This window comes from Janthinobacterium sp. 344 (assembly GCF_900112025.1).
Classification (GTDB): Bacteria; Pseudomonadota; Gammaproteobacteria; order Burkholderiales; family Burkholderiaceae_D; genus Janthinobacterium.
The window spans coordinates 321,815-347,732 of the sequence record NZ_FOKL01000005.1; the positions used below are offsets into that span (position 1 = coordinate 321,815).

Below are 25,918 nucleotides of genomic sequence, written 5' to 3' on the forward strand. Positions count from 1 at the left end.
CTTGCATGACGACTCCAGTGGCTAGCAAAAGGCCGGGGCGGGCGCGCCGCCCCGGGGGGGGGGGCGGCTACAGCTGGAACAGGTAGCTGAACTTGACGAACACCTTGCGGCCCGTGTGCATGTCGAGGTCGCGCGTGCGCTGCAGCAGCTGCGGATTGCCGATCAGCTGCAGGTTTTCCTGGCGGTCCGTGTAGCCCGCATACGCCGTCGTGCCGGGACTCAGCACATAGCTGAACAGCAGGTCGCCCGTCAGGCGCTTGCCGCCCTCGATGCCCGTCAGCGCCTGGTTCGTCTTCAGGTGGCTGTAGTCGAGGATCAGGTGGGCGGCCAGGAAGCGGCTGTGCTGGTAGCGCAGCTTGGTGCGCGACAGCAGCTCGCGGTAGACCATGCTGCCCGACGGCATGCCCGCCACGCCCGCCTGCGTGCGCAGGTCGTTCCAGTACAGGGTCTGTTCGACGCGGAACTGGGCCACGGGCGTGAACTTCAGGTTGGCCGAGACGCTGCGCGCGTCGCCGAGGAAGGGGGCGATGCCGGCCGCCGGCTGGTAGTTGATGACCTCGTTCTGGCCCACGGTGATCCAGCCCGTCAGCCAACTCAGCCATTCAGTGCTGGCCGCCAGCGAATAACCGGACTTGCGGAAGTCCAGGCCCGCGTACTTCTCGAAGCCGTCCAGCTTGTGCGCCTCGAACGTGGTGGCGCGCAAGCCGTTGACGCTGAAGAAGGCATCGCTGGACCAGTCCTGCAGCACGTTGTCGTGGTCCTTGGTGCCCACGGCCTTGATGCTGGGGCCGGCGCTGACGAGCCATGGCGCATCGGGGAAGTTCCACAGGTACGAGGCCGTCTGCGTCGTCTGGCGGATATCCGTGCGGGGAATGAAGGCCAGCGCGGGATCGAAGTCGCGCGTGATGTCCAGGTACTGGCCCGCATAGTTGAAATTGCGGTCCGAGCGGCTGGCCTCGACGAAGGCCAGGCGCCCGCTGTGGTCGGGCTGGCCATCCAGGCTGGACTTGCTGTGCGCCAGCTGGCTGCTCAGCACCCAGTTTTCGTCGATCTTGTAGCGCAGGTCGACGCCGGCCACGCGGTTGCTCTGCTGGCCGAACTTGCGGTCCGTCAGCAGCACGCCCACGTTGGAATCGCCGGCGAAATCGTTCTGCACGCGCGCCACGGCGATGCGCGCCGTCTTGCCATAGTCGCGGCTGTCACGGGGCAGCGCTTCGCCCGGCGCCAGGTCATCCATCAGCAAGCCGCCCACGGACCAGTGGCCTTCGCGGCCCGTCAGGCGCGCGCCGTAGCGGGGCTCGGCGATGCGGCGCGAAAAGAACAGCGGCTGCGGCGTGGTGAAGAAGCCCGAGTTTTCCAGGAAGAACGGGCGCTTTTCCGGGAACAGCACTTCGTAGCGCTTGTCGATCAGCACTTGCGGCTCGTCCGACTCGACCTCGCTGAAATCGGGCTTGTAGGTCAGGTCGAGGGCGAACTTGTCGGCCAGCACCAGCTTGGCGTCGAGGCCCGCCTGGTTCTTGTCGTCGCGGTCCCAGAAGGTGTTGGCCGGATCGCCGGCGTTCAGGGCGCGGCTGCGGCCGATGTAGCCGTACGGAATCAGCTGGATATTGCGTCCGGACGTGATCGGCTCCGGGATCTGCACGGGCGCCAGCTGCGGCACGAAGGCGGCCTGGCGCTTGGTGATGTAGGGCCAGTAGGAAAATTCGTTCAGGCGCGGCACGATGCGGCCCACGGCGATGCCCCAGTTCTGCACGTCGGCGCGGTTGAAGCGCAGGCTTTTGAACGGGATGGCCATCGTCACCACATAGCCGGTGGGCGTGATCTTGCCGTCCGACTGCCATTGCGTGTCGAAATTGAAATCGTCGCCCAGGCCTTCCGTGTGCTTGGCATCCATCTGCACGCCGTACGGGTTGGCATAGAAGCGGAACGAGCGCTGCTTGTCGTTGAACGAGTCGATTTCCAGCTGCACCGCGTCGTCGCCGGGCAAGTCTTCGCGGCGGGCGATGCGCGCGCGCACCAGGGCCGGGTCGTCCGTGCAGACGAAGACGGCGTACAGGTGCTCGTCGTCATACGACAGGTAGGCCTTCGTTTCCAGCAGCGACGGTTCGCCGTCGCCGGGCGCGTACTGGCGGAAGCCCTTGATTTCCACGCCCGCGTCGGCCGGCAGCTGGCCGACGTAGTCAGCCAGCACGGGAGCGCGCGCGGCGCGCGGGATCTGCAGACGCTCGTCGGCCAGGGCGGGAGCGGAAAAGGCCAGCATCAGGCACAGGGCGGTGCGGCGCAGCGGGGTCAAAATAGCTTGTTTCATGGTGTTCCTTTGGTCTCGGATGGGGTTCAGGCGGCCGCGGGCGACGCGGACGCAGTAGCTTGGATACGCATGGCGGCCGGGCGGCGCAGCACGGGCCACAGCCAGAAGGCCAGGGCCAGCAGCTGGCTGACGGTGGAGACGGCCAGCAGCAGGGGCAGGTGCCGCGGCTGCACCAGGCCGATCGGCATGACGACGGCGAAGGCCAGCCACAGCACGCCGAAGAGGGCGATGCGCAGGGCGCCGCGCGCCTGGCCGGCGGCCAGCAGGCACCACAGCCACAGGGCGGGGAACAGCGCGTAATCGTCGGGCACGAAGGGGCTGCGCACGGCGGCCAGGCCCAGCAGGCCGAGCCAGACGGCGGCCAGTTCCAGCCGCGAATACGCCTTGGCGCGGCGCGCCGCCAGCCAGGCCAGCGCCACCACCACGCCGCTCCACAGCAGGGCCACGGCGGCCAGGTGGCGGTATTCCAGGCCATCGGCGCCGAACAGCCTGAGCTTGAGCACCAGGGCCGGCACCGAGTAGTTGATGGCGACCACCGCTTCCAGTCCTTCGAGCTGCATCCAGGTCCACACCTCGCCGCTGGCGATGCGCGGCATTTCATAGCCGATGAAATCGCGGAACGGCTGGGCGCCCAGCATGGCGTACGCCAGCGCCGCGTACAGCAGCGAGAAGGCGATGCTCCACGCCAGCGCGCGCCAGCGCCTGCAGAACAGCAGGTAGGCGCACAGCACGCCGGGGAAGATCTTGAACAGGGCCAGCGCCATCACGGCGCCGCCGGCCTCGTCGCGTCCCCGCTGGAACAGCAGCATGGCCAGCAGGGCCAGGGCGATGGCGGCCAGCTGGAAGTTGCCCGTTTGCATGGTGATCAGGGTGGGCAGGGCCAGCCAGGCGGCCGGCAGCAGCAGGGCGGCGCGGCGTCCCGTGGCGCCGCCGATCCAGGCGCAGACGGCCAGCATGATGGCCGCCACCAGGGCCGCATCGACGGCGAACCAGAGGGCGCGCATGGCCACGAAACCGGCGCCCAGCGAGGCCGCCAGCTGCGGCAGGATCAAAAAAGGCGGCGGATACAGGTATTCGTCGAGCTTGAAGCGCCCCTCGTTGCCCGCGTAATGGGCGCTGTCGTAGATGTTGGCCGCGCCCGCGCTGGCCAGCTCGGCCGCTTTCCAGTATGAGGAAAAGCAGCTGTGGTTGACGTAGAACGGGTCGTACCAGATGGCCGACAGCTGCGGCTGCTGCGGGTCGGCCATGAACAGGGCCACGCCGGCGATGCGCGCCACGGCTAGCGCGGCCAGCGCCAGCCACAGCAGGCTGAGCACGGGATGCGCGCGCAGCAGGCCGTCCAGCTGGCGCGGAAGATGGCGGGCCAGCACCGGGCTCAGTCCCAGTGCGATGGCCAGCGGCAGCAGCGCCAGCGGCGACGGCGCCGCTTGCAGGGCGGTGGCGGCGACGGCCGCGCAGATGCCGAAGAAGGCGCACAGCAGCAGCGCCACGGCCAGGCGCTCCCACGCGCGGCCTTGTGAATGTACAGGATGCATCAGTTAGCTCCAATCAGGGTCAGGGACAGGACGACGGCGGCGATGCCCAGCACGGCCAGGGCCAGCGCGCCCGAGGCGTGCAAGACTCTTTCCTGGCGCCGCGCCCGCTGCAGCGCGTCGCCGTAGGGCATGGTGGTGTGGGCGATCATGGTGTACAGGGGCAGCCAGCCACGGGGCCAGACGCGGTTCAGCAGCACGTCGAGCTTCTTGCGGGCGACGAACCACGGCGACTGCACCTTTTGCCGCAGTTCCGTGAAGTTACTTTTTGATAATTGCGCCAGCGCATCCGTGTGCTGCCGCCGCGCCAGCTCGTAGCTGGCAAACGCGCTGGCCGTGTCGCCGGGCGCCGCAGCGAGCGCGTTCATTAGCGTGCAGCAATCCTCGAACGCGGAATTCATGCCCTGGCCATAGAACGGATACACGGCGTGGCAGGCGTCGCCCACCAGCACGGCCCAGTCGCCGAAGCGCCATGGCGCCGTGCGCGTGGTGATCAGGGTGCCAGTCGGGTGGCGCGACCACTGTTCCTGCAGGCCGGGCAGCAATGGCAGCAGGTCGGGGAAGTACTTGGCGAACAGCGCCGTCACGTCGTCCTCGCTGCGCACGCTGGCGAAGCTGTCCTCGCCCTCGAACGGCAGGAACAGGGTCAGGGTGTGCGAGCCGTCCTGGTTCGGGTGCGAGACGAACAGGCAGTGGCTGCGCGGCCACACGTGCAGGGCCGTCAGTTCGATGGCCGAACTGCCGTCCGCGCGCGGCGCCAGGGTCAGTTCCTTGTAGCCCCATTCCAGGTATTCCTGCTGGTAGTCGGCGCGCATGCCGTGCTGCAATTCGCGGCGCATGCTGGAAAACGCCCCGTCGGCGCCCACCACCCAGGCCGGATGGGCGCTGATGCGGCGTCCGCCCGGCGCTTCCAGTTCCAGTTCGCGCTGCGCCTTGTCGGCGCGCACCAGCCGGTGCTCGAAATGCAGCTTCACCTGCGGATGCTGCTCGGCCTGATCCAGCAGCAGGTGGTTGAGCAGGTTGCGGTCGATCGAATGCAGCACTTCGCTGTCGTCCTTGCCGTACGCCTGGTAGCGCGTGCCGCCGTCCGGCGCATGGATGACCCGGCCGCGCATGACGACGGCATGCGCCAGCACCTGCTCCAGCAGGCCCACCATCTGCAGGGCTTGCATGCCGCGCTTGGACAGGCCCAGGTTGATCGAGCGGCCCGCCGCGCCGTCCTGGCGGCGCGGGTCGGCCCGGCGCTCATACACGTCGACGCCATGGCCCTGCCGCGCCAGCGCCAGCGCCAGCAGGGAACCGGCCAGGCCGCCGCCGACGATGGCGATGCGCTCGCTGTGGGCGGCGCTCATGCCGTCTCTCCCGCGCCATCGGCGTCCGGTTCGCCGAGGCGCGCCTGCCACTGTTCGATCTCGGCGGCCACCACGCCGTCGAGCGCCTGCTCGAAGCGCGACCAGCCCAGGCTGCCCGCCAGGCGGAACAGGTAGGCGCGCAGGTAGGCGGCCCGCACGGGCGCCGCATACGCCGTGCGCAGCAGGAAGGGCAGGTCCGAATCGACCATGTGGCGCATGGCCAGCATGGGGATGGGGCTGCGCAGGGGGCGGAACTCGGCATTGCGCAAGCCGGGGCTTTCGTTACTGGCATGGAACTCGCCCAGCATCAGGCCCTTTTCCACGAAGTCCTTCTTCAGCAGCTGCTGCACCTCGTCGACCACGCCCGCGCCCTCGGCGCCCAGGTTGGGGAAGATCACCAGGAAGGCCTTGTTGATGGCGTCCGGGCCGCTGGTCGGCTCGGTGGCGAGGAACAGGTCGCGGTAATACAGGATCACGCGCGAAATGCTGTCGAGCGTGGGTTCGCGTTCGGCGATCTCGGCCATCCAGATGCTGTCCTGCTCCAGCGCCACGGGGACGAAGGGGCAGACGGCGCCCTTGCGGCCCAGTTCTGGGTGGCTGCGGGCGAGGAAGGCGCGCATCCATTCCAGCACGCTGGCCAGCGCGGAGTGGCTGGGGTAGTCGCGCGCCACCTGGGAAACGCGCATCAGTCCGTATCCGGGACCGTGCGCGGCGGCGGCTTGCTTGTCGTGATGGGCGACCGGGCACTTGTTGGGCGCCGGTGCCGTGTGCAGCATGTGTGTGTCAGTCATCTTGCTTGCTCCAGTGGGTCGTTATTGCGATGTCATTGCGCTATGCATGGCGTTTTTGAAGAAAAAGCGTCCCCACAACGCTGCGTGGCAGCGCTTTTTCATTCAGCTTGGTACTACGGGGAAAGAATCAGGCGGGCTGCGCGTCCCCTTCGGGCGGAGGCTGGGTCCAGGCGTCGGGCAGCTCGTCGGCGCGGCGCAGGGCGGGGATGCTGTAGGCCAGCATGGCGACCAGGCTCATCGCCAGTCCCAGCACGATGAACATCAGGCCCATGCCGCGCCCCGCGCCCGTGCCGATCAGCTGGCCGATGGAGCCGGCCAGCGCGCCGCCGGGCATCAGCAGCGGCTCGAAGACGTGTTCGGCCAGCGGCCCCGCCAGGCAGTAGCCGACGGGCATGGCCGCTTCCGACAGCACGCGCTGGATGGCGAAGCAGCGCCCCTGCAGGCCGGGCGGCACCTTGCTTTGCCACAGCGAATCGTTCGAGGCGCTGATCACGGGCAGCGTCAGGAAGAACACGAAGCCGGCCGCCGTCACCAGCACGAACGATGGCGCCAGGCCGTGCGCGGCCAGCGCCAGGCCCGCCAGCAGGGAAAAGCCCAGCACGCCGTTGATGCGCTTCTTCATGCCGCCCGAGGCCGCCATCAGCACGCCGCCCAGCAGCAGGCCCGCGCCGCCGATCGACATCTGCACGCCCAGCAGGGCCGGATCGGCCATCGACAGCACCAGCGGCGTGATGGTGATGGCGGCGATGCCGAACAGGAAATTGCAGGTGCCGAACACCAGCAGCAGGCCGAACAGGCTGTTGCGCTCGCGCACATAGCGCCAGCCCGTCGCCGCCTCGCGCCACAGGCTGTGGCCCTCGCTGTGCTGGCTGCGCGGCGGCCGCGGGATGCGCGCCATCAGCATGGCGATGAAGGCGGCGACGAACGACAGGGCGTCGATCAGCAGCACGCCGGGCAGGCTGATCAGGCTCACCAGCACGCCGGCCAGCAGCGGGCCGGCCACCTGGGCGATGGCGCCGCCCGTCTGCACCAGGCCATTGACCCGGCTCAGCTGGCCGTGCGGCACCAGCAGCGGGATGCTCGACGCATAGGCGGGGCCGTGGAAGGCGTTGGCCAGCGCCGTGGCGCCCACGCACAGGTAGATGTGCCAGATGGCCAGCTGGCTGTGCATCAGCAGGCCCGCCAGCACCAGCTGGGCGCTGGCCGAGACGATGTCGCAGCACAGCATGATGCGGCGCCGGTCCCAGCGGTCGACGAGGGCGCCGGCGAACGGCGCGATCAGCAGGGCCGGCACGGCCATGGCGACGAAGATCAGCGCGAACTGGGTGGTCGACCCCGTCGTGCGCAAGACCCAGATGCCCAGCGCAAAGCTGGACAGGCGCGAGCCGATGCCCGACGTCATCTGGCCGAACCAGATCAGTAAAAAGTCGCGCAGGCCCGCATAGCGGCGAGTGGACGTGTTCATGCGCATGCCCTTTCTTGTGGTGTGGCGCCCGCGTCGGGCAGGTAGCCCTGCCGCTGCATGTAGGCGAGGTAGGTGGCGAACAGGGCGCCGTCTGCCGGCGGACAGACGTGGCCCAGGGCGGCGGCCATGCGCTCCGTGGCGCCGCAGTCGAAGCCCGGCTCGCGCGCGTCGGCCTGCTCCGGGAACAGCGCGGCGAAGCTGGCCAGCGCGTTGTCTTCGCCGCCGGCCACCGCCCGCTGCAAGGCGTCGCGCCAGGCGGCGTAGTCGGCGAGGCGCACCGGGTGGCCGGCCGCGCGCAGGCCGTCCGCCAGGGCGCTGGTCGGCAGGTGCGCGGGATTGAGGAAGTGCCAGGTGCCGCCGGCGCCATCATCCGCCAGCACGCGGCGGGCGATGACGGCGCTGACGTGATCGACGGGCGCCATGTCGTAGCTGGCGCCGGCGATGTCGGGCACCATGCCCAGTTGCGCGCAGCCCTTGACCCAGGCGCTGAAGTAGTCGCCCAGGTTGGCGCTGCCGCTGCCGCTGTCGCCCGTGATGCGGGCCGGCCGGTACAGCGCCACGGGCACGCCGCGCGCGCGCGCCGCCAGGGCCAGCTGTTCCGCCACCCACTTGCTCTGGTTATAGCCGCCTTGCTGGCTGGCGGCCGTGGGCGGCGCGTCGCTTTCGCGCACGCTGGCGCCAAGGTAGTCCGCGCTGACATACACGCCCAGGGTCGAGACCATGTGCACGGCTTTCAGCGCGCCCGTGGTGGCCAGGCGCAGCACCTCCATGGTGCCGCCCACGTTGGCCGGCGCCAGGCTGGCATACGGCGCCAGGAAGTTGACTTGCCCGCCGTTGTGCACGATGGCGTCGGCCCCGCTGGCCACGCTGGCGTAGTCGTCGTCCGTCAAGCCCAGGCGCGGCGCGGCCAGGTCGCCCGGCAGCGGCGTCAGGCGCGCCGCATAGCGTTCCTGCCACAGCCCGTAGTGCTGCAGGTTGGCGCGCAGGCGCCGCGCGCCGTCGGCGGCGTCGTCGGCGCGCACCAGGCACAGCAGCTGCGCCGCGCTGGCGTCGAGCAGGTCGCGCAGCAGCCAGGCGCCGAGGAAGCCCGTGGCGCCCGTGACGAGGATGGCGCGCGGCGCGCCGGCCCGGCGCGGGGCCGCGCGCGCCGCGTCGATGTCGGGCGGCAGCACGGCTTGCGCCGCCAGGTCGAGCTCCGGCGCGGCGACGCCGGCCAGCAGGTCGTCCACCACGCGCGACAGCGCGGCGATGCTGGGCGCGGAAAACACGGCCGTTAGCGGCACTTCGACGCCGAAGGCGCGCTGCAGCTGGAATACCAGGGGCAGGGTCAGCAGGGAGTCGCCGCCGGCGCTGAAGAACTCATCGTCCGTGCTCAGGCCCTCGCGGCCCAGCAGTTCCTGCCAGACGGCCAGCATGCGCTGTTCCGTGCTGCTTGCCGGCGCCACGATGCGGCGCGTTTCCAGGTGCTGCAGCGCCTGCGTGGGGGCGGGCAGGGCGCGCCGGTCGATCTTGCCGTTGGCGCTCAGCGGCAGCGCCTGCAGGTGCTCGAAGATGGCCGGCAGCATGGCGTCGGGCAGGCGCGCGGCCAGTTCGGCGCGCAGGGCGGCGCCCGTCACGCCGGGGCCGACAAAATACGCCACCAGGCGCTTGTCGCCGGGCGCCACTTCCAGCACCGTGGCGACGGCCGCCTGCACGCCGTCGCAGGCCAGCAGCGCGCTTTCCACTTCGCCCAGTTCGATGCGCACGCCGCGCAGCTTGACCTGATGGTCGCGCCGGCCCAGGAATTGCAGGCTGCCGTCGCTGTTCCAGCGCGCCAGGTCGCCGCTGCGGTACAGGCGTCCATGCTCCTGCCCGCAGTAGGGATCGGCGACGAAGCGTTCGGCCGTCAGCTCGGGCGCATGGCGGTAGCCGGCCGTCACGCCGGCGCCGCCGATGGCCAGTTCGCCCGCCACGCCGCGCGGCGCCAGCTGCAAATGGCGGTCCAGCACATAGGCGCGCACGCCGGGCAGCGGCTGGCCGATGGGCAGGTCGCTGCCTTCCAGGCCCGCGCCATCCACGGTGGAAAACGTGGTGGCGCAGACGCTGGCCTCGGTGGGGCCGTAATGGTTGACCAGGCGCACGCGCTTGCCCGTCAGGCGGGCGAAGCGGCGCACCTGCTCCACGGGCACGGCTTCGCCGCCGAACATCATCAGGCGCAGGCCGGGCAGCACGCTGCCCGTGGCATTACCGGCGCTGTCGAAGGCGTCCGTCCAGCGGCGCCACAGGGCGGCCGGCGCGTCGATGGCCGTGACGGCGTGGCGCGCGCAATACGCTTGCAGCTGCACGGCGCCCAGCTGGTTCGGCGCGCCGTGCAGCACCAGGGTGGCGCCACAGGCCAGCACGGGGAAGATGTCGCCCACGGAGGCGTCGAATTGCAGCGGCGGGATCATCAGCACGCGCTGGCCGGCCAGGTCGTGGACTTGAGTAAAAGCGTGCAGCAGGTGCAGCACATTGGCCTGGCTGACGCCCACGCCTTTCGGCGTGCCCGTGGAGCCGGACGTGTAGATCAGGTAGGCGGGCGTGGCGCCATCGATGGCGGGCGGGACAAAAGGCGCGGCGTCCGCCGGCGCATCGGTGGCCAGCACGGGCAGGCCATTTGCCAGGTCGCGCGCCTGCGCGGACAGCGCGGGCGGCGCGACGATGGCGATGGCCCCCGCGTCGTCCAGCATGAAGCGCAGGCGCGCCTCGGGCAGCGCGGGATCGAGCGGCACGTAGGCGGCGCCCGTGGCGACGATGGCGAGCAGGCCCGCCAGGGCGTCTGCCGAGCGGTCGGCCAGCAGCGCCACGTGGCTGCCCGGCCGCGCGCCCGCCGCCTGCAGCCGCGCGGCCAGCGCATGCACGGCCGCCAGCAGTTCGCCGTAGCGCAGCTCGACATGGTCATCGGCGATGGCGACGGCCTGCGGTGCGCGGGCGGCCTGGCGCGCCAGCAGCGCATGCAGGCCCCCTTCCGGCAAGCCTTCCGCGCCAAGGGGCGCGCCGCCGTCGCCCAGGGCCAGCAATTGCGCCCGCTGCGCTGCCGGCAGCAGGGCCAGGCGCGACACTGGCGTGGCGGGCGCCTGCACGATGGCCGCCAGCAGCTGCGTGAACTGTTCCGCCATGCGGGCGATGGTGCTTGCCTCGAACAGGGCCACGCTGTAGTCGATGACGCCGGACAGGGCGCCGTCGATTTCCACCATCGACAGGGTGATCTCGAAGCGGGCCGCCTTGAACGGCGGCTCGAACGGGCCGGGACGCAGGCCGTGCCAGGCCGCCTGCGCTTCTTCGGGGCTGGCGCTGGCGGCGGGCGCCTGCAGCACGAACATGGTCTGGAACAGGGTGCCGCGGCCCGGCACGCGCTCGATCTGCAAGCCGTCGACGATGCGCTCCAATGGCGCCTCCGCATGCGCCAGGGCGTCGAGGAAGTGCTGGCGGTTGCGCGCCAGCAGGGCGGTAAACGGGGGATCGTCGGACAGGTCCGCGCGCAGGGCCAGGGTATTGACGAACAGGCCGATCAGCGGCTCGCACTCGGCCGCGCCGCGGTTGGCGACCGGGGTGCCGACCACCACGTCGTCCTGGTTGGCCAGGCGCGCCAGCAGCACCTGGAAGGCCGACAGCAGCGCCATGAAGAGGGTCGCGCCCTCGGCCTGCGCCAGGGCCTTGACGGCCTGCGACAGCGCCGGCGGCACGTCAAAGCCGTGGCGCTCGCCGATCGGCGACAGGCTGGGGCCGCGCGGCGCGTCGGCCGGCAATTCCAGCAAGCCGCTGCTGCCGGCCAGGGCCTGGTGCCAGAACGCCACCTGGCGCGCCAGCGCGGCCTGGCGCGGCGGCGACGCCTGCCAGCGCACGATGTCGGGAAAGGCCAGCGGCAGCGGCGGCAGGACGTCCAGCGGCGACGGCGCGCCGGCGGCATGCGCGCGGTACAGCGCTTGCAGCTCGCCATACAGCACGTTGATCGACCAGGCGTCGGCGATGATATGGTGCAGCACCACCACCAGCGCGTATTCCTGCGGCGCCAGCGTCACCAGGCTGGCGCGCAGCAGCGGCGGGCGGGCCAGGTCGAACGGGCGCTGCGTCTCGGCGCCCGCGTGGTCCAGCGCGGCCGCCTGCGCGGCGGCGAAATCCAGGTGCGACAGGTCCAGGCGCTGCACGGTGAAGGGCGCGCGCGCCGCCACCGTCTGCAGCGGCTGGCCGCCTTCTTCGCCAAAGCCCGTGCGCAGCGCCGCGTGGCGCGCCACGATGGCGGCGAACGCCGCTTCCAGCGCGGCGGCATCGAGCGCGCCGCTCAGGCGGCAGTGCTGGTACAGGTGATAGGCGCCCGTGCCCGGCTGCAGCCGTTCGAAGAACCACATGCGCTGCTGCGCCGGCGACTGGGGCAGCGGCGTGCCTTCGGCCAGCGGCGGCAGGGCGCGCACGGCGTCGGCCAGGGAGACCTGCGGCGCGGCCTGCGCGGCCAGGCGCTGGCGCAGCAGGGCCAGTTGCTGCGGCGTGAGCCGCGCCAGGCGCGGGTCGTCGTGAAGAGGGGAGTGGCTCATGTATTTTCCAGTGCGCCGCCCAGCAGCGCTTCGATGTTGTCGTCCGAGAGGCCTTCGAGCTGGTCCAGCATGCTGGCCAGGTCGCCCGCATCCACGCTGTCGAGGCGATTGCGCATCAGCGCCGCGCCGAAAGCCGCCACAGTGGGCGCCTCGAACAGCAGGCGCAGACTGAGTTCGCCGCCAAACGCCTTTTGCGCGCGCATCACCAGCTGCGTGGCCAGCAGCGAGTGGCCGCCCAGCTTGAAGAAGTTGTCCTCGATGCCCACCCGTTCGAGGCCCAGGACCTCCTGCCACAGGCCGCAGAGCAGTTCCTCGTCGGCGTTGCGCGGCGCGACATAGCTGTCGCCGGGCGCCGCCTCGATGTCGGGCACGGGCAGGGCGTTGCGGTCGACCTTGCCGTTCGGCGTCATCGGCAGCTGGTCCAGCATCACGTAGGCCGAGGGCAGCATGTAGTCGGGCAGCTGCGGCGCGATGGCGTCGCGCAGGGCCGCCGCCTGCAGCACCTGGTCCGCGTGGGACAGCAGATACGCCACCAGGCGCTTGTCGCCGGGACGGTCTTCGCGGCAGATGACGACGGCCTGGCGCACGCCCGGCTGTTCCGCCAGCACGGCTTCGATCTCGCCCAGTTCGATGCGGTAGCCGCGCAGCTTGACCTGGTTGTCGATGCGGCCCAGCACCTCCATGTTGCCGTCGCGGCTCCAGCGCGCCAGGTCGCCCGTGCGGTACAGGCGCGCGCCCGGCTCCGGCGAATGCGGGTCGGCGAGGAATTTTTCCGCCGTCAGCTCGGGCCGCGCGTGGTAGCCCTGCGCCACGCCGGCGCCGCCGATCAGCAGTTCGCCGGGGATGCCGGGCGGCAGCGGCTGCAGGAAGGCATCGGCCACGTACAGGCGCGTATTGGCGATGGGGCGGCCGATGGCGATGGGCGCGCCGTCCGCCTCGATTTTTTCCACGCTCGACCAGATCGTCGTTTCCGTGGGGCCGTACATATTCCACAAGGCGCCGCCGCCGGCCAGCAGGCGGTCGGCCAGTTCGCGGCTCAGCGCCTCGCCGCCGCACAGCATGGCCATGCCGGGACGGCTTTGCCAGCCCGCGTCGAGCAGCATGCGCCAGGTGGCGGGCGTCGCCTGCAGCATGCTGGCCTGCGCGCTGTCGAGCAGGCGCGCCAGTTCCATGCCGTCGGCCGCCGTGGCCGGGTCTGCGATCTCGATGCGCGCGCCCACCGCCAGCGGCAGCAGCAATTCCAGCACGGCGATGTCGAACGACAGGGTGGTGACGGCGCACAGGCGGTCGGCGGCCGTGATGCCGGGCCGTTCCATCATCGCCAGCAGGAAGTTGACGACGGCGCTGTGCGGCAGGCGCACGCCCTTGGGCCGCCCCGTGGAGCCGGAGGTGTAGATCACGTATGCCGTCTCGCCGGCCGCCACGGGCGCCGGCGGCGCCACTTCGTTCAGGCGCGCCTCTTCCAGCAGCACCAGGGCCGGGCCGCTGGCCGGCAGCAGCGGCGCCAGCGCGCGCTGCGTCACCACATAGCGCGTCTGCGCGTCGTCGAGCATGAAGGCGATGCGCTCGGCCGGGTAGATCGGGTCGAGCGGCACGTAGGCGGCGCCCGCCTTGAGGATGCCCAGCAGCGCCACCAGCATGTCGGGCGAGCGCTTGACGAACAGTCCCACCAGCTCGCCCGGCTGCACGCCGCGCGCCAGCAGGTGGCGCGCCAGCGCATCGGCGCGCTGGTCCAGTTCCGCGTAACTGAGTTCGCGTCCCAGGTGCGACAGCGCGATGGCCTGCGGCGTGCGCGCCGCCTGCGCCTCGAACAGCGCATGCGCCGTCACGGCGCCGCCGGCCGGCAGCGCGCGCGCCGTATCGTTCCAGTCGTGCAGCACGCTGCGCCGTTCGGCCGGCGTGAGCAGCTCCAGTTCCGACAGGCGGCGGTCCGGGTCGCCCAGCGCGCTTTGCAGCAGCTGCTGCAGGTGGCCGGCCATGGCGGCGATGGTGGTCGCGTCGAACAGGTCGGTCGCGTACTCGATGTACATGGCCAGGCCATTGTTTTCCTCGCTGGCGAACAGGGTCAGGTCGACGCGCGAGGTGCCCGACGAGATGACGCCCGGTTCGATCGGCGACAGCACCAGTCCGTGCAGGCGGATTTCCTCGGACGGGAAGTTCTGGAAGAACAGCATCACCTGGAACAGCGGCGAGTGGCTCAGCGAGCGGTCGATCTTCAGCACGTCGAGCAGGCGTTCGACGGGCATGTCCTGGTGCGCATACGCGCCCAGCGTGCCATCCTTGACGCGCGCCAGCAGTTCGCGGAAGGTGGGGTCGCCCGTCAGGTCCGTGCGCAGCGCCAGGGTATTGGCGAAAAAGCCCACCAGCGCCTCGAGCTCCTGGCGCGGGCGGTTCGCCACGCCCATGCCGATGACGAGGTCGAGCTGGCCCGTGTAGCGCGCCAGCAGCGCCTTGAAGGCCGTGGCAAACACCATGAACGGCGTCGCGCCCTCCTGGCGGCTCAGGCGCTTCAAGCCGTCGTACAGGGTCGGGTCGAGGCGGTGCACGGAGGCCGCGCCGCGCCGGCTCTGCTGCGCCGGACGGGGACGGTCGCCCGGCAGCTCCAGCACGGGCGGGTGGCTCACCAGGCGCTGCTGCCAGTAGGCGAACTGCTTGCGCATGGTCTCGCCCTCGTCGTCGAGCAGCGCGTTCTGCCACAGCGTGTAGTCGGCGTACTGCAGCGGCACCTCGGCCAGCGGCGAAGGTTTTCCGGCGCAATAGGCGTCGTACAGCTGGCACAGTTCCGTGTAGATGATGGTGTAGGACCAGCCGTCGAGCGCGATGTGGTGGCCGTTCAGCACGAACAGGTGCTGTTCCTCGTCCAGGCTGATGAGCAGCGCGCGCAGCAGCGGCCCCGTGCTGAAGTTGAACGGCGTGCCGGCCTCCTGCTGCGCCAGCGCGGCCGCTTCCTCGCGCCGCTGCGCCGCCGGCAGGTGCTCCAGGCTGACGCGCCGCAGCGGCACGGGCGCCGGCGGCAAAATGCGCTGCTGCGGGCCGATGTCGTCCGTGACGATGGCCGTGCGCAGCACCTCATGGCGGCGCACGATCTCGTCGAGGCTGCGCTGCAGGATGGCGCAGTCGGGCCGGCCGCGCATCCACATCGCCGACGGCACGTTGTAGGTGGCCGAATTCGGGTCCATCTGTTCCAGGAACCACAGGCGGTTCTGCGCATGCGAGACGGGAATGCGCGCGGGCCGTGGCTGGCGCGTGATCTCCCTGCGCGCGGCGGGCGCCGTCTGCTTGCTCAGCTGCTGCATCAGCAGCGCGCGTTTTTCCGGCGAGAGGCCGGCCAGGCGTTGGTTCAAATCGGTCATGTCATCATCCCAGGATAGGCGAGCCGCCGACAGGCGCGGGCGCGTGCTGCAATTGCGCGCTGGCCTGTTCGTCGCTCAGGTTGTCAAGTTGTTTCAGGAGTTCGTCGAGCGCGTCGGCATGCTGGCTGGCCAGCTGCAGGGCGATGGCGTCGGCCATCTGCGCCAGCCGCGGCGCGTCAAACACGGCGCGCAGCGGAAAATCGATGGCGTAGTGCTGGCCGATGCGCGCCACCAGCCGCGTCGCCAGCAGCGAATTGCCGCCGACGTCGAAAAAGCTGTCTTCCGGCCCCACGCTGGCCAGGCGCAGCAGGGGACGCCACAGCTGCGCCAGCACTTCCTGCTCGGCCGACAGGGGCGCGGCGGCGGCCGCCGGCGCGGCCACGTCGGCCGGGTCGGGCAAGGCATGGCGGTCCACCTTGCCGTTGGCGTTCAGCGGCCAGCGTTCCAGCACGACGAACGCCGATGGCAGCATGTAGGCGGGCAGCTGGGCGCGCAGCGCTTCGCGCGCGGCCGCCACCTCGAAGCCATCCTTCGCCGTCAGGTAGGCCACCAGGCGCTTGTCGCCGGGGCTGTCCTCGCGCGCCAGCACCAGCGCCTCGCGCACGCCGGCGCAGGCGGCCAGCCGCGCTTCGATCTCGCCCGGCTCGATGCGGTAGCCGCGGATCTTCACCTGGAAGTCGTTGCGGCCGGCAAATTCGATGCTGCCGTCGGCACGCCATTTGCCCAGGTCGCCGCTGCGGTACAGGCGCGCGCCCGGCTGTTGCGAGAACGGGTCGGCGATGAAGCGCTCGGCGCTGTGCCGCGGCAGGTTCAAATAGCCGCGCGCCACGCCGTCGCCGCCGATGTGGAGCTCGCCGGGCACGCCCACGGGCACGGGCTGGCCCAGGGGATCGAGCAGGTACACCTGCGTGTTGCCGATCGGCCGGCCGATGGGAATGGCCCGCGCCTCGTGCGGCGCGCCCGTCACGGCATACGTGGTGGCGAACGTGGTCGTCTCGGTGGGGCCGTAGCCGTTGAGCAGATGGCGCGGCGGGCGCGCCTTGCCCATCACGCGCGCCACCACCTGCGGATCGAGCACGTCGCCGCCGGCCAGCAGCCAGCGCAGGCCGGCGAACGCTTCTTCCAGCGCGTCCGCGTATTCGTGGAACAGGCCCGCCGTCAGCCACAGGGCCGTCACGCCGCCGTCCGCCAGCGCGCGGTTGAAGCGCGCGGGATCGAGCACGGTGTCGTGCTCGATCACCAGCACCGAGGCGCCGTTCAGCAGCGGCGCCCACAGCTCCCAGGTGGCCGCATCGAACGCCGGGTTGGCGCAGTGGGCCACGCGGTCGCCGCTTGTCAGAGGGGCGAAGCCGCTGTCGACGGCCAGGCGCACGATGTTGCGGTGCTCGACCATCACGCCCTTGGGCATGCCCGTCGATCCCGAGGTGTACATGACGTAGGCCAGCGCTGCCCCGTCGATGCCGCTCACGCCAGGCGTCGTTTCCGGCAGGCCCGGCGCCGGTTGCGCGCCCGTCTCCACCAGCAGCAGCGGCGGAGCGCCGGCCGGCAGGCGGCCCGCCAGCGCGGCGCTGCTGACCACCAGCGCGGGCGCGGCGTCGGCCAGGATATGCGCCAGGCGCTGCGGCGGGCAGTTCGCTTCCACCGGCACGTACGCGGCGCCCGCCTTCAGGATGGCCAGCAAGGTCGACACCAGCGCGTCGCTGCGCTCGAGCAGCACCAGCACGCGCTGGCCCGGCTGCACGCCGGCCGCCAGCAGCGCATGCGCCTGGCGGTTGGCCTGCGCATCGAGGGCGGCGTAGCTCAGGCTGCGCGCGCCATGGCGCAGGGCCGGCGCCTGCGGCGTGCGCGCCGCCTGCTGTTCGAACAGCGCATGCACGCTGCCCTGGCAGGTCGGCGCCACCGTGCCGCGGTTGAAGTCGAGCAGCACTTGCCGGCGCGCCGCCGCATCCATCAGCGGCAGGCGGCTGAGGGCCTGGTGTTCGTCGGCGGCCATGGCCGCCAGCACGGCCTGCAGGCTGGCGGCCAGGCGCGCGATGCCGTCATGGTCGAACAGGTCGCTCGCATATTCGATATGGCCCGCCACCTGCCGGCCATCGTCGTCGAGCAGCAGCGACAGGTCGAAATGCGTGCTGGCCTGGGGCAGCGGCAGCGGACGGGGATCGAACAGGGCGTCGTGCGCGTCCGGCGCCGGCGTGTTGTTGAGCGCCATGACGCTCTGGAACAGGGGGCTGTAGGCCAGGCTGCGCACGGGCTTGACGGCATCGACCACCTGGTCCAGCGGCAGGTCCTGGTGTTCGTACGCGGCCAGCGCCGTGGCGCGGATGCGCGCCAGCAGTGCGGCCACCGTGGGGTCGCCGTGCAGGCGCACGCGCAGGGCCAGGGTGTTGACGAAAAAGCCCGGCAGCGCCTCGAGTTCGGGCAGCGGACGGTTGGCGACGGGCGTGCCGATGACGATGTCGTCCTGGCCGCCCAGGCGCGCAAGCAGCGCGCTCCAGCCCGCGAGCAGGGTCATGAACAGGGTGGCGCCGTGGCGGGCGCTGAGCCGGCGCAGCGCATCGGCCAGCGGCGCCTCCAGGGCGATGGGCAGGCGCGCGCCCCGGTAGCTCTGGCGCGCGGGACGGGGATGGTCGAGCGGCAGCGCCAGCAGCGCCGGCGCGCCGTCCAGCTGCGCGCGCCAATATGCCTGCTGCGCCTGCAGCGGCGCCGCGTGCGCGGCGTGGCGCTGCCAGCGCGCGTAGTCGGCGTACTGCAGCGCGGGCGGCGGCAGCGGGTCGGGCAGGTTTGCGCTGAAGGCCGCATACAGCGCCGCCAGTTCGCCGCACAGGATGCCCAGCGACCAGCCGTCGCTGATGATGTGGTGCTGCACCAGCAGCAGCGTGTGTTCATCCGCCGATACGCGCAGCAGCAGGGCGCGCAGCAGCGGGCCGCGCGCCAGGTCGAAGGGGCGCGCGATTTCCTCCGCGCACAGGGCCTGGGCGGCCGCCTCGCGCTGCGCCGGGGCCAGCGCCGACAGGTCTTCCTGGCGCAGGGGGAAGGCGAACGGCGCGCCCGCCACCTGGTGCGGCACGCCGTCGCTGGCGCCGAAATGCGTGCGCAGGATGGCGTGGCGCCGCGGCAGGGCGTCGAGCGCCAGGCGCAGCGCACCCGCTTGCAGGGGCCCGCGCAGGCGCCACGCCACGGGCATGTGGTAGGCGGCGCCGGCGGCGGCGTCGAGCTGGTTCAGGAACCACAGGCGCTGCTGCGTGTACGACAGCGCCACCTTGCCGCCATCCGGTGTCGCCTGCGCCGACAGCGGGGGCGGGACGGCGCCGGCGGGGGCGCTGTCGAGGATGGCGGCCAGGCCGGCCACCGTGGGCGCGCCGAACAGCTGGCCCAGGGTCAGCGCCGTGCCGCTGGACTGGCGCAGGCGCGACACCAGCTGGCCGGCCAGCAGCGAATGGCCGCCCAGCTCGAAGAAATCGTCATGCCGGCCCACCTGTTCCAGTCCCAGCAGCTCGCGCCACAGGCGCGCCACCAGCATTTCCTGCAAGCCCACCGGCGCCTCCACCTGGCGCCCGGACAGGGCGGCGCGGCCGGGCACAGGCAGGGCGCGGCGGTCCACCTTGCCGTTCGGTGTCATGGGGAAGCGCTCCAGCAGCACGAAGGCGGGCGGCACCATGTAGGCCGGCACGGCTTGCGCCAGCTGCGCGCGCAGGCTGGCGATGAAGGCCGCGCCATCGGCCGGCGTCATGTGGCTGGCATCGGCGCGCACGTAGGCGGCCAGGCGCTTGTCGCCGGGACGGTCTTCGCGGCACACCACGACGGCCTGGCGGCAGGCCGGATGGCTGGCCAGCACGGCCTCGATTTCACCGAGCTCGATGCGAAAGCCCCGCAGCTTGACCTGGTTGTCGATGCGCCCCAGCATGTCGAGCCGGCCGTCGCGCGTCCAGCGCACCAGGTCGCCCGTGCGGTACAGGCGGCTGCCCGGCACGCCGGAAAACGGGTCGGCGATGAATTTTTCCGCCGTCAGCTCGGGCCGCGCATGGTAGCCGCTGGCCACTCCCAGCCCGCCGATCAGCAGTTCGCCGGGCACGCCCACGGGCACCGGCTGCAAGTGGCGGTCGACCAGGTAGACCTGGGTATTGCTGACGGGCTTGCCGATGGTGATCAGGCCATCGCCGCGCAGCACCTGCTCGCCCGTCGAATAAATCGTCGTCTCGGTGGGACCGTACAAGTTCCACAACTGCGCCACGCGCGCCAGCAGGCCGTCGGCCAGCTCGCGCGTCATCGGTTCGCCGCCGCTGATGATGCGCAAGCCCTGGCGGCCCTTCCAGCCCGAGTCGAGCAGCATGCGCCAGGTGGCGGGCGTGGCTTGCACGAGCGTGGCGCCGCAGGCGTCGATCAGCCGGGCCAGCGCCACGCCGTCGGCGGCCGTGGCCGTGTCGGCGATGGCCACCGTGGCGCCCACGGTGAACGGCAGCAGCAGTTCCAGCACGGCGATGTCGAACGACAGGGTGGTCACGGCGCAGATGGTGTCGCCGGCCGTCATGCCCGGCTGGTGCAGCATGGCGCCGAAAAAATTCACCAGCGCGCGGTGCGGCAGCAGCACGCCCTTGGGGCGGCCCGTCGAGCCGGACGTGTAGATCACGTAGGCGGGCGAGGCGGGATCGACGGTCACGCTGACGGCCGGCGCATCGGTCGCGCGTTCGGCGATGTCGTCGATGGCGAGGAAGGCGCGCGCGCCGGCGGGCAGCTGCGCCTGCAGCGCGCGCTCGCCCAGCACCAGGCGCGCTCCCGAATCGTCGAGCATGAAGGCCAGCCGCTCGGCCGGATAGGCGGGATCGAGCGGCACGTAGGCGGCGCCCGCCTTGAGGATGCCCATCAGGCCGGCCACCAGTTGCGGTCCGCGGCGCAGGTGCAGGCCGACCAGCTCGCCCGGCTGCACGCCCAGCGCCAGCAGCCGCGCGGCGACGCCGTCGGCGCGGCGCGCCAGTTCGCCGTAGCTGACGCGGTCTCCGCCATGCACGATGGCCGTGCGCTGCGGCGTGCGTGCCGCCTGGGCATCGATGAAGTCGTGCGCATTGCGCAGCGGGCCCAGGGCCAGGCCGCTGGCGTTCCAGTCGTGCAGCAGCAGTTGCCGCTGCGCGGGCGGCAGCAGGTCCAGCTGCGCCAGCGGCAGGGCGGGGTCGGCCAGAAGCGAGCGCAGCAGTTGTTGCAGGTTGTCCGCCCAGGCGGCGATGCCGTCCGCGTCGAACAGGTCCAGCGCGAAGTCGAGCCGGCCCGCATAGCCGCCGCCGGCGGCATCATCGAGCACCAGCGCCAGGTCGAACGGCGTGTCCTGCGCCGGGTGGGCGCCAAAGGCCAGCACGGCCTGGAACAGGGGATGAAAGCTGTCGCTGCGCGGCGGCTGCAGCGTCTCGACCAGCTGCGCCAGGCACGCGGGGTGGCGCTGCGCCATGGCCAGGGCGGCAGCGGCCTGCGCCAGCAGACTGTTGCCCGTGCTGGCGTCATCGAGGCGCAGGCGCAGCGGGGCGACGGCATCGGGCTGCGCGGTGCCGACGACCAGGTCCTGCTGGCCGCTGAGGCGGGCCAGGAAAGCGGACCAGGCCGTCAACAGCACGGCCAGCGGCGTCGCGTCGAAGTGCCTGGCCAGCCGCCGCAGCTGTGCGGCGGTATCGCCGTCGACGGCGAAGGGCACGCTGCCGATGCGCCAGCTCTGGCGTGCAGGCCGGGAGCGCACGCCGGGCAATTCCAGCAGGGCGGGGGCGCCGTGCAGATGCTGACGCCAGAAATCGGCCTGCTCCTGTGTCAGAGGGGCGGAAAGGCCGTCAATTGGCATGGCGCCTGCCTGGCGGCTATGCCGAAGAGTGTGGAAATAATCTGTCAGAGCCATGGTGGTTACCGAAAAGTGAGGCAGTGAATCAGTCCGGTCCGTACCAGCGGCTGGAACGGCATCGGGGCGGGAAATCAGCGTTGCGAATATAGCATCGGGTTTTTCATTTCCAGGGCATCTTGGTGTTTTCAACTTAATAACAACACTTGGTTTGAATAATGATTTTTTAGCCAATTTTTCGATTATTCGTGCGTGCGGGCGGGCGCCATGATCCAGGCTGTTCCGGCAATCCGGACAATGCCGGGAAATGGCGCTTATATCGTTGGATGAATATGTCGATGGCGCTGCGGGTGCACGCGGACGGGGCGCGGTTTCACCGCCGGAAGGGGCTTTGAGCGGCCACCGTGCAAGCGGCAATGCGGCGCGGGCCGCTGCGGGCGACGTTCAATGAATGGGAAGGAATGGGATTTTCAAGCCAGGAGGCGTGCGTGGAAAGGCAATGCTGGTACGGCATGCGGCCACGCTCGTGGCGGCAATGCGACGGTGTTAACTAGCTGTAATTTTTAGTAAATAACAAAAACATGGAAAATATTGTATATAGTCATTAAGGCAGAAGAAAAGTTAAAAAACGCCGTCACATTCATTGATAGTTCTGTCATAATTGAAAGTTGCCATATATGCTATTGCGCAAGGGGCTAATCTGGGTGGCGGCCCCGGCCAAGCCTGGCCAGCATCGCCTCGCTTGCCCCGTGTAAGCCGTAGAAATACGTCCTTGTCCGCTATCCGCCGGGCCGTAAAACATACTGAGTTTTACAATCTTAATAATTGCTTAAGTATTAAAGGTTATTTCCATATATTCACAAAAAATGGCATCTTTATCATCGATTGTCGATATAAGAAATCCCCTATATGGCAATCTGCAAAGAATGAAAACATATAAGAAAATAAAATAATTTAATGTGATTCGGTAGAAATTGACTATCAAAAGTATGGTATGTGCTTATTCTGCGGGAATGCATATGAAAAGTCGCGGCGCCTAACTTTGTTCAATTGACGCTTATCTGCGCATAAAAATGCTTTAGGTTTAAATGAATGGCGAATGGTGTGTATATGTGTGAGTTTTTGGCATATTGCCGATAATGGCACCTGGCGGCGCCGCCGATGCACGGCTGGCGATTATATGCGCGGACGTGGCGGGTATTATGGCGCCGGATAAAATGCCAGTGACTATCAAAACGATAGCGAGGCAGGGAGATCGGGCGCGGCTGGCGGGAACGGCGGTATTGGGCGGAAACGGGTATGGTGGCGGGGGCCGAGGGTGGCGTAATGTCGCGGGCTCGGGTATTCTGGCGTACAAAGTTGATAATAAATGTAGTTTTGCGGAAACAATCTGCGGAAACAATGAACGGGGCAGGCATGCATATTCACAATCGCAACAACGTCCACGTCGCTGGCGAGGGGCCGGCAACCCTGGTGTTTGCCCACGGTTTCGGCTGCGACCAGACGATGTGGCGCTATCTGGAGCCGCAGTTCCGCCAGCATTACCGCACCGTGCTGTTCGACCTGGCGGGCAGCGGCCAGTCGGACCTGGCATCCTACGACAGGGGGCGCCATGCGACGCTCGACGGCCATGCCGAAGACTTGCGGGCGGTGGTGGATTCCGTGGCGGGCACGGGCGATGCTCCCGTGATCTGCATCGGCCACTCCGTCAGCGCCATGAGCGGCTTGCTGGCCAGTGTTGCCGCGCCCGGCCTGTTCGCGGCGCAGGTCATGCTGGCGCCGTCGCCCTGTTATATAGATGACGCTGCCACCGGCTACCGTGGCGGCTTTTCGCGCGCCGACATCGATGACCTGCTGAGCGCCATGGACAGCAATTACCTGGGCTGGGCCGCCACGATGGCGCCCGCCATCATGGGCGCGCCGGGACAGCCGGCGCTGGGCGAGGACCTGGCGCGCAGCTTTTGCCGTAGCGACCCGGCCATCGCCCGGCATTTCGCGCAAGCAACGTTTCTATCCGACCACCGTGCCATCCTGCCGCGCAACACCACGCCCGCCCTGATCGTGCAATGCAGCGACGACTTCATCGCCCCCACCTCGGTGGGCGAGTATTTGCGCGAAATGCTGCCGCGCAGCAGCTTGCAGGTGGTGGAGAACATCGGCCACTGCCCGCACATGAGCGCGCCCGACGCCAGCTACCGCGCCATCCGCCGCTTCCTCGATGGCCTGCACCTGTGATGCGCGACGCCATGTCCATGCCTTCCTTGCCTGACGCCCACACCCTGTTCCAGCACGCCGCCTGCGGCTTGCTGCTGTGCGCCAGCGACGGCACGATATTGCAGGCGAACGCCACCTTTTGCGGCTGGCTTGGCTATGGCGCCGGTGAATTGCTGGGCAAGAAAAAGCTGCAGGACTTGCTGACCATCGGCGGGCGCGTATTTCACCAGACGCACTGGCTGCCGCTGATGCAGGTGCAGGGCAGCGTCTCGGAGGTGCTGCTCGACATGCGCCAGCGCCAGGGACAGGCGATTCCCATGCTGTTCAACGCCGTGCGGCGCGAACACGAGGGCGTGCGTTATGACGAGATCGCCGTCTTTGTCGCCAGCGACCGCCGCAAATACGAGCAGCAGCTGCAACTGGCGCGCAACGAGGCGGGCATCCTCAACGAGCAGCTGGCGGCGGCCGACCGGCGCAAGGACGAGTTCCTGGCCACCCTGGCGCACGAGCTGCGCAATCCGCTGGCGCCCCTGCGCAATGTGCTGGAAGTGCTGCGCCTGGCGCAGCTGGACGATCCGCAGCTGTGCTGGGCACGCGACGTGCTGGGCCGGCAACTGGGCCACATGACGCACCTGGTCGATGACCTGATGGAAGTGTCGCGCATCACGCGGGGACGGCTGGAACTGCGCCGCGCCAGCGTGGAACTGGCGCCCGTGGTGGAAGCGGCGCTGCACAGCGTGGCCTCCCTTGCGGCCCAGTCCGGCCACAAGGTGCACGTGGAGCAGTGGCCGCACGCCATCTGGCTCGACGCGGACGCCACGCGCCTGGGGCAGATGGTCTCCAACCTCCTGACAAACGCCGTCAAGTACACGCCCGTCAACGGCAGCATCTGGCTGGACGTGGCGTGCACGGCGCAAGACGTGCACCTCACCGTGCGCGACTCGGGCATCGGCATCGCGCCGGAACACCTGGACACCGTCTTCGACATGTTTTCGCAGCTGGAGCCGGCCCTGTCGCGCGCCCAGGGCGGCCTGGGCATCGGCCTGTCCCTCGTGCGGGGCCTGGCCGAATTGCATGGCGGCAGCATCAGCGCGCGCAGCGACGGCGTGGGGCAGGGCAGCACGTTCGAATTGCGCCTGCCGCTGCCGGCCGTGCCGCTGGCCGCGCCCGCGCCCGTCGACCGGCGCCTGCTGGCCGGCACGCGCGAGGGCAAGGTGCTCGTCATCGACGACAGCGCCGACGCGGCCGAAAGCCTGGCGCTGGCGCTCGACATCCTCGGTTATGAAGTGCGCACGGCCTACGATGGCCCGGCTGGCATTGCGGCGGCGCAAGCTTTTACGCCGCGCGTGATCCTGCTCGACATCGGCTTGCCGCACATGAACGGCTACGACGTGGCGCGGCGCTTGCGCGGCGAGCCCTGTGGCCAGCACGCCATCCTCGTGGCCGTCACGGGCTGGGGCCAGGACAAGGACCGCAAGATGGCGTCCGACGCGGGCTTTGACTTGCACCTGACCAAGCCGGTGGATTTTTATGAGCTCGATGCGGTGCTGCAAAAGATGCTGCAGGCGAGCTGAGGCCGGCATTCGTATATGAACGACATGGAACAACTGACAGAATTGGCAATCGCCGTTTTCCAGCTGCGCCTGGGTTTTGGCCCGGCGGACCGCTGCGTGGACTGGGCCGTGGAACGCCTGCGCCTGGATGAGGAAGGCGACGACCTGGACATCGTGCTGCTGGCCAGCGCCCGGGGCATTGACGAGGTGCTGCCGCTGGCCGAGGCCATCGTCGAGCGCTACCGGGGCGCGCAGCGGCTCAGTGACGAGTTTCTGGCGGGAAAATTCATCGTCGAATTGCGCGCCGCCTACCTGGCGGGCCGCGAAAGCATGGCGTCGCTCGATGTCATCCTGACCCGCCTGTACCGGGCGCTCGATTACCCCGACTGGCTGGTCATGCTGAGCCGCAATTGCGAGTATGCGACGGACGTGGCCGATTTTGAGGCGCCGTTCGAGATGGAGTTCGATTACATTGCCGGCTTGTGGGCCGAAGCGGACAGCGTCGCCGATTTTGAACAACGCTATTCCCGCGCGGCCTCGAATGGGCACGATGTAGGCTGATGCTTGAAGATAAGATGAAAAAAGTCGATCTCTTTGTCTGTTCCCCGTCGGACATGCGCGCCTGCGCCAGCTGGACGGCGGCCGTCGAGGCCTTCCCCGTCACCGGCATCACCTTGCCGGGGGGCGCTCGATTTCGCGTTCCTGGCGCAGTTGCTGACCGGCTCGGCGGCGCCTGCGCTCGTGCCCGCAGGAATCGAGGGGCGCGATCTGTACGTTTTCAGGGCTGACGTGGGGCAGGCGCTGGGGCGGCTGGTGGCCGATGAACTGAACCGGCTCGCGGTGGCGTGGTCGAGCATGGCGCCATGGGCAGGTTCGGCGATCAATCCTTTCGACCTGGCCGGCTTTCTGATGGAATCGCAGTCAGCCTGGCATCGAGCCGCGGGGCCGGACAAGGCGCTGTTTGCCTGGGTGGACGCGTAAAGTGCGG

12 protein-coding genes are annotated in these 25,918 nt (G+C 69.6%); 4 read left to right on the forward strand and 8 right to left on the reverse strand.

Translation table 11 applies throughout. The features are described from left to right. Positions 1–67 precede the first annotated feature (67 nt). The 8 genes from BM193_RS15830 to BM193_RS15865 form a co-directional block, all read right to left on the reverse strand. Positions 68–2,308, reverse strand: a complete 2,241-nt coding sequence (locus tag BM193_RS15830) for a carbohydrate binding family 9 domain-containing protein (protein WP_092797427.1) — start codon at positions 2,306–2,308, stop codon at positions 68–70. A gap of 26 nt (positions 2,309–2,334) precedes the next feature. After that, on the reverse strand, positions 2,335–3,843 hold the full coding sequence (locus BM193_RS15835; RefSeq protein WP_092797428.1) for a glycosyltransferase family 87 protein: 1,509 nt from the start codon (positions 3,841–3,843) through the stop codon (positions 2,335–2,337). Next, positions 3,843–5,192 carry an FAD-dependent oxidoreductase gene (locus BM193_RS15840; RefSeq protein WP_092797429.1) on the reverse strand — a complete coding sequence of 450 codons (1,350 nt, stop codon included), beginning with the start codon at positions 5,190–5,192 and terminating at the stop codon, positions 3,843–3,845. Before BM193_RS15840 ends, BM193_RS15835 begins: the two co-directional genes overlap by 1 nt. Then, a complete protein-coding gene (locus BM193_RS15845; protein WP_139176097.1) occupies positions 5,189–5,983 on the reverse strand; it encodes a DUF6875 domain-containing protein in 795 nt (264 codons plus the stop codon). The genes BM193_RS15840 and BM193_RS15845 overlap by 4 nt, the downstream gene beginning before the upstream one ends. 127 nt (positions 5,984–6,110) lie before the next feature. Next, positions 6,111–7,448 carry an MFS transporter gene (locus BM193_RS15850; RefSeq protein ID WP_175533308.1) on the reverse strand — a complete coding sequence of 446 codons (1,338 nt, stop codon included), beginning with the start codon at positions 7,446–7,448 and terminating at the stop codon, positions 6,111–6,113. Continuing rightward, entirely contained in the window at positions 7,445–11,998 is a 4,554-nt protein-coding gene (locus tag BM193_RS15855) for a non-ribosomal peptide synthetase (RefSeq protein ID WP_092797432.1), read from the reverse strand. Before BM193_RS15855 ends, BM193_RS15850 begins: the two co-directional genes overlap by 4 nt. Further along, complete coding sequence (locus BM193_RS15860) at positions 11,995–15,351, reverse strand: non-ribosomal peptide synthetase (RefSeq protein ID WP_092797433.1); 3,357 nt, start codon at positions 15,349–15,351, stop codon at positions 11,995–11,997. Before BM193_RS15860 ends, BM193_RS15855 begins: the two co-directional genes overlap by 4 nt. 4 nt (positions 15,352–15,355) lie before the next feature. Next, on the reverse strand, positions 15,356–21,169 hold the full coding sequence (locus BM193_RS15865; RefSeq protein WP_175533309.1) for a non-ribosomal peptide synthetase: 5,814 nt from the start codon (positions 21,167–21,169) through the stop codon (positions 15,356–15,358). 1,410 nt (positions 21,170–22,579) lie between these two features. Here BM193_RS15865 and BM193_RS15870 point away from each other — a divergent pair. The 4 genes from BM193_RS15870 to BM193_RS15885 all read left to right on the forward strand — a co-directional run bounded on the left by BM193_RS15870 (position 22,580) and on the right by BM193_RS15885 (position 25,911). Continuing rightward, the gene (locus tag BM193_RS15870; RefSeq protein WP_092797435.1) at positions 22,580–23,398 is read left to right on the forward strand and encodes an alpha/beta fold hydrolase; all 819 of its coding nucleotides are present in this window, start codon (positions 22,580–22,582) and stop codon (positions 23,396–23,398) included. Positions 23,399–23,409: 11 nt separating this feature from the next. Then, entirely contained in the window at positions 23,410–24,951 is a 1,542-nt protein-coding gene (locus BM193_RS15875; protein ID WP_368087081.1) for a hybrid sensor histidine kinase/response regulator, read from the forward strand. A 24-nt stretch (positions 24,952–24,975) separates the two neighbouring features. After that, on the forward strand, positions 24,976–25,491 hold the full coding sequence (locus BM193_RS15880) for a hypothetical protein (RefSeq protein ID WP_139176098.1): 516 nt from the start codon (positions 24,976–24,978) through the stop codon (positions 25,489–25,491). Positions 25,492–25,641: 150 nt separating this feature from the next. Beyond that, positions 25,642–25,911 carry a hypothetical protein gene (locus tag BM193_RS15885; protein ID WP_092797437.1) on the forward strand — a complete coding sequence of 90 codons (270 nt, stop codon included), beginning with the start codon at positions 25,642–25,644 and terminating at the stop codon, positions 25,909–25,911. The last annotated feature ends 7 nt before the right edge of the window (positions 25,912–25,918 follow it).

What these genes read in the sequence shown, in the direction of transcription:
- BM193_RS15830 (WP_092797427.1), bottom strand. Translation starts at nt 2,308, where the DNA reads ATGAAACAAGCTATTTTGACCCCGCTGCGCCGCACCGCCCTGTGCCTG.
- BM193_RS15835 (WP_092797428.1), bottom strand. Translation starts at nt 3,843, where the DNA reads ATGCATCCTGTACATTCACAAGGCCGCGCGTGGGAGCGCCTGGCCGTG.
- BM193_RS15840 (WP_092797429.1), bottom strand. Translation starts at nt 5,192, where the DNA reads ATGAGCGCCGCCCACAGCGAGCGCATCGCCATCGTCGGCGGCGGCCTG.
- BM193_RS15845 (WP_139176097.1), bottom strand. Translation starts at nt 5,983, where the DNA reads ATGACTGACACACACATGCTGCACACGGCACCGGCGCCCAACAAGTGC.
- BM193_RS15850 (WP_175533308.1), bottom strand. Translation starts at nt 7,448, where the DNA reads ATGAACACGTCCACTCGCCGCTATGCGGGCCTGCGCGACTTTTTACTG.
- BM193_RS15855 (WP_092797432.1), bottom strand. Translation starts at nt 11,998, where the DNA reads ATGAGCCACTCCCCTCTTCACGACGACCCGCGCCTGGCGCGGCTCACG.
- BM193_RS15860 (WP_092797433.1), bottom strand. Translation starts at nt 15,351, where the DNA reads ATGACCGATTTGAACCAACGCCTGGCCGGCCTCTCGCCGGAAAAACGC.
- BM193_RS15865 (WP_175533309.1), bottom strand. Translation starts at nt 21,169, where the DNA reads ATGCCAATTGACGGCCTTTCCGCCCCTCTGACACAGGAGCAGGCCGAT.
- BM193_RS15870 (WP_092797435.1), top strand. Translation starts at nt 22,580, where the DNA reads ATGCATATTCACAATCGCAACAACGTCCACGTCGCTGGCGAGGGGCCG.
- BM193_RS15875 (WP_368087081.1), top strand. Translation starts at nt 23,410, where the DNA reads ATGTCCATGCCTTCCTTGCCTGACGCCCACACCCTGTTCCAGCACGCC.
- BM193_RS15880 (WP_139176098.1), top strand. Translation starts at nt 24,976, where the DNA reads ATGGAACAACTGACAGAATTGGCAATCGCCGTTTTCCAGCTGCGCCTG.